Genomic DNA, 6,484 nt, shown 5'->3' with positions numbered 1-6,484 from the left:
CCGGCGGCAGCGCGATGACGTTCGGCGCCCGCCGCCTCGGCCCGGCGGCGGGCGCCGGCTTGGTGGCAGATGGGCGCGGCGGCGCCGGCTCGGCCTTCGGTGGCGGCGGAACCAGCCGAACGGCGATCGATGTGCGGGCGGCCTGTGCCGGCTGTGGCGCGATCCTGTCCTGGCGCCAGGCCAATAGCAGCGCGGCGTGCAGCGCCAGCGACAAGGCCAGCCCGGCGATCAGGCGTGACGGCCGTGGGCTGGCAATGACTGGCTCAAGCGAAGAGGTTGGATTCACGTATTCCGAAAAAATGTTGGTGACTCATGTTCGCATACCTTAATAAGCTGACAAGCGTCGAACCGGAATGTTCACTAATAACCGGAATGTTCACTAATATTTGCCGAACCCTTGACCGCCGCGATTCCAGCCGTTATAGTTCTGCTCCTCGGAGTGTGGCGCAGTCCGGTAGCGCACCTGGTTTGGGACCAGGGGGTCCAAGGTTCGAATCCTTGTACTCCGACCAGTATTAAATGACAAAGCCGACGATTAACCTCGTCGGCTTTGTCATTTCCGCCCTGTTTTATCCGGGCGCCGCAACGTCGGCGCACTTTGCCGCCAGCGCATTGCCGGCCCGGCTGGCGCCGTTGCGGCCGAGCTGCCGGGCGATGAACTGGCCGGCATCGACCACCATGTCGAGGTCGATCCCGGTCTCGATGCCGAGGCCTTGCATCAGGTACAGCACATCCTCGGTGGCGACGTTGCCGGTCGCGCCCTTGGCGTACGGACAGCCGCCCAGGCCCGATACCGACGAGTGGAAAATCGACACGCCCACTTCCAGGCTGGCATAGATGTTCGCCAGCGCCTGGCCGTAGGTGTCGTGGAAGTGGCCGGCAATCGCCTCGATGCGAAACTCGCTTGCCGCGCGCAGCATCACCGCCTGCGTCTGGCGCGCCGTCGCCACGCCGATGGTGTCGGCGATGTCGATTTCGTCGCAGCCCAGGTCGCGCATGCGGCCCACCACATCTGCCACGGCGGCCAAAGGCACGTCGCCCTGGTACGGGCAGCCGAACGCGCAGCTGATGCTGGCGCGCAGGCGCAGGCCGTGTTCCTTCGCCGCTTGCGCCACCGGCGCGAAGCGCGCGATCGACTCGGCGATCGAGCAGTTGATGTTCTTTTGCGAGAAAGCCTCGGAGGCCGAGCCGAAGATCACCACTTCGTCAGCGCGCGACGCCAGCGCGGCCTCGAAGCCCTGCATGTTCGGCGTCAACGCCGAATAGATGGTGCCAGGGCGGCGCGCGATCTGCGCCATCACATCAACGCTGGTGGCCATTTGCGGCACCCATTTCGGCGACACGAACGACGCCGCCTCGATGTTGAGAAATCCCGCGCGCGACAGGCGGTCTACCAGTGCCACCTTGACTGCCGCCGACACCGATTGCTTCTCGTTCTGCAGGCCGTCGCGCGGACCCACTTCGACAATTTTCACCTTGTTGGGCAAATTCGCTAGCGTATTCATGTCAATATCCCTTGATGCGATCGACGACGTCCGCGACCGGCTCGCCGTTTTCCAGTGCTGCGATTTTTCCGGCGATCTGGCGCACGCTGTCGTGCCGGACAGTGAGCGCCGAGATATGCGGCGTAATGGCGATGCGCGGCTCGTCCCAGAACGGATGCGGCGCCGGCAGCGGCTCGTTTCTAAACACGTCGAGCGTGGCGCCGGCCAGGTGGCCTGAGCGAATCGAGGCGAGCAGGTCCGGCTCGGCCAGGTGGGCGCCGCGCGCCACGTTGATCAGGTAGGCGCCGCGCGGCAGCTGCGCCAGGCGCGCGCGGTCGAGTAGGTTGCTTGTTTCCGGCGTAAGCGGCAGCATGCACACCAGCACCCGCGTGCCGGCCAAAAACTCGCCGAGCGACTCAATGCCGGCATAGCAGTCGACGCCATCGACCTGTTTGTGGGTGCGGCTCCAGCCGCGCAGCGGAAAGCCAAAGTGGCCAAGCGCCGCCAGCACGCGGCTGCCCAGCACGCCCATGCCGAACACGCCGATGGTGAAGTCACGCTTGTCGCGCGGCGCCAGCGGCGCCCACACGCCGCCCCGGGCCTGCCGCTCGTACTCGTCGAAACGGCGGAAGTAGCGCAGCACCGCATGGGCGACGTATTCGGCCATCTGCACCGCCATGCCGGCGTCGCCTAAGCGGATGATCGGCACGCTTGGCAAGGCATCGCCGAACTTGAGGATGGCGTCGACGCCGGCGCCGGTCAGGAAGATCGCTTTTAGCGGCGTCGCATTTAACTGGGCCGGCTGCGCCAGCTGGCCCAGCAGCGCGGCCGGCGGCGCCCACAGCACGGCGTAATCGCACGCCGCTTCGGGTTCTCCATCCTGCCATACCACCACCTCGGCACGCGGCAGCACGGCGGCAAAATCGGTCACCCAGGGTTCAACCTGGCCGTCGGCGCGGTACAGCAGGATTCGCATGGCTGTCTCCCGTTTTTTTAAATTCTATTTTATGATGCCGCCGCAAACGCCAGCAGCGGTGCGCCGTCGGCCACCTGGTCGCCTACTTCATACAAAATCTCTTCGACCACGCCGTCGCCAGGGGCGGCGATCGTGTGCTCCATTTTCATCGCTTCCATGATCACCAGCGGATCGCCTTTTTTAACCTGCTGGCCTTTTGCGGCCAGCACCGCCACCACCTTGCCCGGCATCGGCGCGGTCAGGCGTCCGCCGACCGCTTCTGCTTCGCCGGCATGCGCCATCGGATCATTGTAGAGCAGCGTGAAATGACGCCCGCCGGTGAAGACGTGGAAGGTGTCGCCGTCGCGCCGCACCGCACCATGCATCGACGCCTCGCCCAGCCGGATCGACAGATCGACACCGTTGCGGGCGGTGAGGGACATGTCGGCCGCGATGCCACCCATGTCGAGGTGCCAGCCGCCGGCGTGGTACGTCAGGCCGACCTGGTAGTGCTTCTGTTCGGTGGCGGCGCTGTAATCGTCGGCGAACGAGAGCACGCGGCGGTAGGCGCCGTTCAGGCGCCAGCCGAGCGCGTTGCCGAAAGGGTCGGCAGGGTTGGCCGATACTGCGTTTGAGGCCTCCTTTTCCGCCTCGATCAGCGCCATCGCCGCCAACGCCAGCGCGCCGACCGGCGCAGCCTTTGGCGGCGGGAACAGGGTGTCGGCATTGCGCTCGATCAGGCCGGTGTCGAGGTCGGCTTTGGCGAACGCGTCGCCTTCCACCAGGCGCTTGAGGAAGCCGATGTTGGTGGCCAGGCCGACGATCTGGAACTCGGCCAAGGCCTGCGACATGCGCGCCAGCGCCTCGGTGCGGTTCGCGCCCCAGACGATCAGCTTGGCGATCATCGGGTCGTAGAACGGCGAAATGGCGTCGCCTTCGCGTACGCCCGAGTCGATCCGCACCGGTGCCGGGTTGCCGTTCGAGGTGACGCCCAGCTCGAACGCGACGGCGCTTGGGGTCGCCATGTGGCGCAGCCGGCCGATCGACGGCAGAAAACCTTTTTCGGGATTTTCGGCGTAGATGCGCGCCTCGATCGCGTGGCCGTGGATCGCCAGTTCGTGTTGCGCTTTCGGCAGCGGCTCGCCAAAGGCGATCCTCAGCTGCCACTCGACCAGGTCGGTACCGGTGATCATTTCGGTGACCGGATGCTCGACCTGCAGGCGGGTGTTCATCTCCATGAAATAGAACGAGCCGTCCTGGTTGGCGATGAATTCGACGGTGCCGGCGCCGACGTAACCCACCGCCTTGGCAGCGGCCACCGCGGCCTCGCCCATGGCGGCGCGGCGTTCTGGCGGCATGCCTGGCGCCGGCGCTTCTTCCAGCACCTTCTGGTGGCGCCGCTGCACCGAGCAGTCGCGCTCGTGCAAGTAGACGCAGTTGCCGTGGGTGTCGGCAAACACCTGGATTTCGATGTGGCGCGGGCGCGTCAGGTATTTTTCGGCCAGCACCTTGTCGTCGCCGAACGAGCTGATTGCTTCTCGCTTGCACGATGCCAGCGCGGCCTTGAAGTCTTGCGACTTTTCGATTACGCGCATGCCCTTGCCGCCGCCGCCGGCGGACGCTTTTAACAGCACCGGATAGCCGATACGGTCGGCTTGCGCCTGCAAGAACTCGGGATCCTGGCGCTCGCCATGGTAGCCCGGCACCAGCGGCACGTCGGCGTGCTCCATCAGCGTCTTGGCCGCCGACTTCGACCCCATCGCCCGCATGCTTGACGCCGGCGGTCCGATGAACACCAGGCCGGCCTGCGCGCAGGCGTCGGCGAAATCGGCGTTTTCGGACAGGAAGCCGTAACCGGGGTGCACCGCCTGCGCGCCGGTGGCCAGCGCCACCGCGATGATCTTGTCGCCGCACAGGTAGCTTTCCTTGGCGCTGGCTGCGCCGATCAGCACCGCTTCATCGCACACCGCCACGTGCCTGGCGCCAGCGTCCACCTCCGAATACACCGCGACGGTCTGGATGCCCATGCGGCGCGCCGTGGCGGCCACGCGGCAGGCGATTTCGCCGCGGTTGGCGATGAGGATTTTGTTGAACATTGGCTTAAGTTCCGAAGCGGTGGTTGATTGGTTGCAAATTAAAGGCGAAGCGAACGGCGTGACGCCGTCAACCGCCGCAGCTTGCCTTCGGCGCCGAGTCGAGCGTCGACGCGCGCGTGACCAAGCCGAGTTTTTCCAGCAGCGCACGGTCGTCGGAGGCTTCCGGATTGTCGGTCGTGAGCAGCTTGTCGCCGTAAAAAATCGAGTTGGCGCCGGCCAGGAAACACATCGCCTGCACCGCTTCGCCCATCTGGCGCCGGCCGGCCGACAAGCGCACGCGCGCCTTCGGCATGGTGATGCGGGCCACTGCGATGGTGCGCACGAATTCGAACGGGTCGAGCGGATCGAGTCCGTGCAGCGGCGTGCCTTCGACCTGCACCAGGTGGTTGACCGGCACCGATTCCGGGTAGGGATTGAGGTTGGCCAGCTGAGCGATCAGGCCGGCGCGTTGCTGGCGCGACTCGCCCATGCCGACGATGCCGCCGCAGCATACCTTCAGGCCGGCGCCGCGCACCCGTCCGAGCGTGTCGAGCCGGTCCTGGTATTCGCGGGTCGAAATCACGTTGCTGTAGAACTCGGGCGCGGTGTCGAGGTTGTGGTTGTAGTAATCGAGGCCGGCATTTTTGAGCCGGTCGGCCTGGCCTGCCTCGAGCATGCCGAGGGTGGCGCAGGTCTCCAGGCCAAGCGCCTTTACTTCGCGCACCATCTCTTCGACCTTTTCCATGTCGCGCTCTTTCGGGCTGCGCCACGCCGCGCCCATGCAGAAGCGAGTAGCGCCGTTGGCCTTGGCCTGGCGCGCGGCGTCGAGCACGGTGTCGATGCCGAGCAGTTTTTTGGCCTCGACGCCGGTGTCGTAGCGCGCCGCCTGCGGGCAGTAGCCGCAATCTTCTTCGCAGCCGCCGGTCTTGATCGACAACAGGGTCGCCAGTTCGACGTCGCCGGCCGGGAAGTTGGCGCGGTGCGCGCTCTGCGCCTGGAACATCAGATCGTTGAACGGCAGGTCGAACAGCGCCAGCACGTCGGCCAGCGGCCAGGTGGCCGCTTCCGGCAAGGTGATGGCGGCGGCGGGCGGGTGAAAAGATAGTTGGGACATGTACTTCCTTCTACAAAATTGTGTGTTGGATCAATCCCGGGCGGGCGGCCATCCAGGCAGCCCGGCGAGAGTGATGTAGGCGGCTGCCTTGGCGGCGGTCGGCTGGTCCATGAACGGCACGCGGCCGATCAGCGGGGCCGGGATACGCAGCGTCAGTGCTTCGATATTCTCGTCGACGTACGCCATGTCGGGATCGACTTCGTTCGCCACCCAGCCGGCCAGCACCAGGTTGCGCGCGATGATCGCTTCAACCGTCAGCAGGCTGTGGCTGATGCAGCCGAGTCGCAGGCCGACTACCAGCACCACCGGCAGGTTCAGTTGCGCGGCCAGGTCGGCGGAGTCGAACTCGCTCGATAACGGCACGCGAAAGCCGCCCACGCCTTCGACCACGACCGCGTCCGAGGCGGCGGCGATTTCGGCGTAGGCGGCCAGGATCGGCACCGACTCGATCGTCACGCCATCCAAAGCTGCGGCAATGTGCGGTGCCGCCGCCACGCGCAGCATGTAAGGCGTGGTGATATTGCGCGGCAGGTGCACGTTGCCGGCGGCGATCAGCTGGTCGGCGTCGTCGTTGTGCAGTTCGCCGTCGCGCATCTCGGCGCCGGCGGCGACCGGTTTCATGCCGCAGGCGCGCACGCCGCCGGCCACCAGCTTGTGCAGGATCGCCGACGACACCAGCGTCTTGCCGATTTCGGTGTCGGTGCCGGTGATAAAACAGCTGAAGCGCCACGGCAGGCCGCCAATGGCTTGCGTCATCGGTTCAGGCGCCAGCACCGATGTTGCTGCGGCGGCGGTGTCAAGCATGGTGTCGGCTACGGTGTCGATCACCGGGACGGTCGGATCGTTGAGGCTCATC

5 protein-coding genes, 1 tRNA gene and 1 pseudogene are annotated in these 6,484 nt (G+C 65.9%); 1 reads left to right on the top strand and 6 read right to left on the bottom strand.

What is annotated here, in order from left to right; genetic code table 11:
- A pseudogene (locus CR103_RS22250) lies at positions 1–286 on the bottom strand (hypothetical protein); the annotation flags it as partial.
- Between the two features lie 149 nt (positions 287–435).
- On the opposite strand from CR103_RS22250, the gene CR103_RS19465 reads away from it, so the two are divergent.
- Positions 436–512, top strand: a tRNA-Pro gene (locus tag CR103_RS19465).
- Between the two features lie 57 nt (positions 513–569).
- Here CR103_RS19465 and CR103_RS19460 read toward each other — a convergent pair.
- From CR103_RS19460 to bioD, 5 genes are all read right to left on the bottom strand, one after another.
- The gene (locus tag CR103_RS19460; protein ID WP_099917584.1) at positions 570–1,505 is read right to left on the bottom strand and encodes a hydroxymethylglutaryl-CoA lyase; all 936 of its coding nucleotides are present in this window, start codon (positions 1,503–1,505) and stop codon (positions 570–572) included.
- A gap of 1 nt (position 1,506) precedes the next feature.
- The gene (locus CR103_RS19455) at positions 1,507–2,460 is read right to left on the bottom strand and encodes a 2-hydroxyacid dehydrogenase (RefSeq protein WP_099917583.1); all 954 of its coding nucleotides are present in this window, start codon (positions 2,458–2,460) and stop codon (positions 1,507–1,509) included.
- 29 nt (positions 2,461–2,489) lie between these two features.
- Positions 2,490–4,535 (bottom strand): acetyl/propionyl/methylcrotonyl-CoA carboxylase subunit alpha, encoded by a 2,046-nt coding sequence (locus CR103_RS19450; protein ID WP_099917582.1) that lies wholly within the window; start codon positions 4,533–4,535, stop codon positions 2,490–2,492.
- A gap of 67 nt (positions 4,536–4,602) precedes the next feature.
- The gene (bioB, locus tag CR103_RS19445; RefSeq protein ID WP_099917581.1) at positions 4,603–5,628 is read right to left on the bottom strand and encodes a biotin synthase BioB; all 1,026 of its coding nucleotides are present in this window, start codon (positions 5,626–5,628) and stop codon (positions 4,603–4,605) included.
- A gap of 30 nt (positions 5,629–5,658) precedes the next feature.
- Positions 5,659–6,483 carry a dethiobiotin synthase gene (bioD, locus tag CR103_RS19440; protein ID WP_370659466.1) on the bottom strand — a complete coding sequence of 275 codons (825 nt, stop codon included), beginning with the start codon at positions 6,481–6,483 and terminating at the stop codon, positions 5,659–5,661.
- Position 6,484: the final 1 nt, after the last annotated feature.

Source organism: Massilia psychrophila (genome assembly GCF_002760665.1).
Lineage (GTDB): Bacteria > Pseudomonadota > Gammaproteobacteria > Burkholderiales > Burkholderiaceae_D > JAFCUW01.
The sequence above is the reverse complement of the archived record's forward strand: the minus strand, read 5'-3'. Positions and strand labels throughout refer to the sequence as shown.

Bases quoted from the DNA above. Each gene is read 5' to 3' on its own strand.
- CR103_RS19455 (WP_099917583.1), bottom strand. From the start codon at position 2,460: ATGCGAATCCTGCTGTACCGCGCCGACGGCCAGGTTGAACCCTGGGTG.
- bioD (WP_370659466.1), bottom strand. From the start codon at position 6,483: ATGAGCCTCAACGATCCGACCGTCCCGGTGATCGACACCGTAGCCGAC.
- CR103_RS19460 (WP_099917584.1), bottom strand. From the start codon at position 1,505: ATGAATACGCTAGCGAATTTGCCCAACAAGGTGAAAATTGTCGAAGTG.
- CR103_RS19450 (WP_099917582.1), bottom strand. From the start codon at position 4,535: ATGTTCAACAAAATCCTCATCGCCAACCGCGGCGAAATCGCCTGCCGC.
- bioB (WP_099917581.1), bottom strand. From the start codon at position 5,628: ATGTCCCAACTATCTTTTCACCCGCCCGCCGCCGCCATCACCTTGCCG.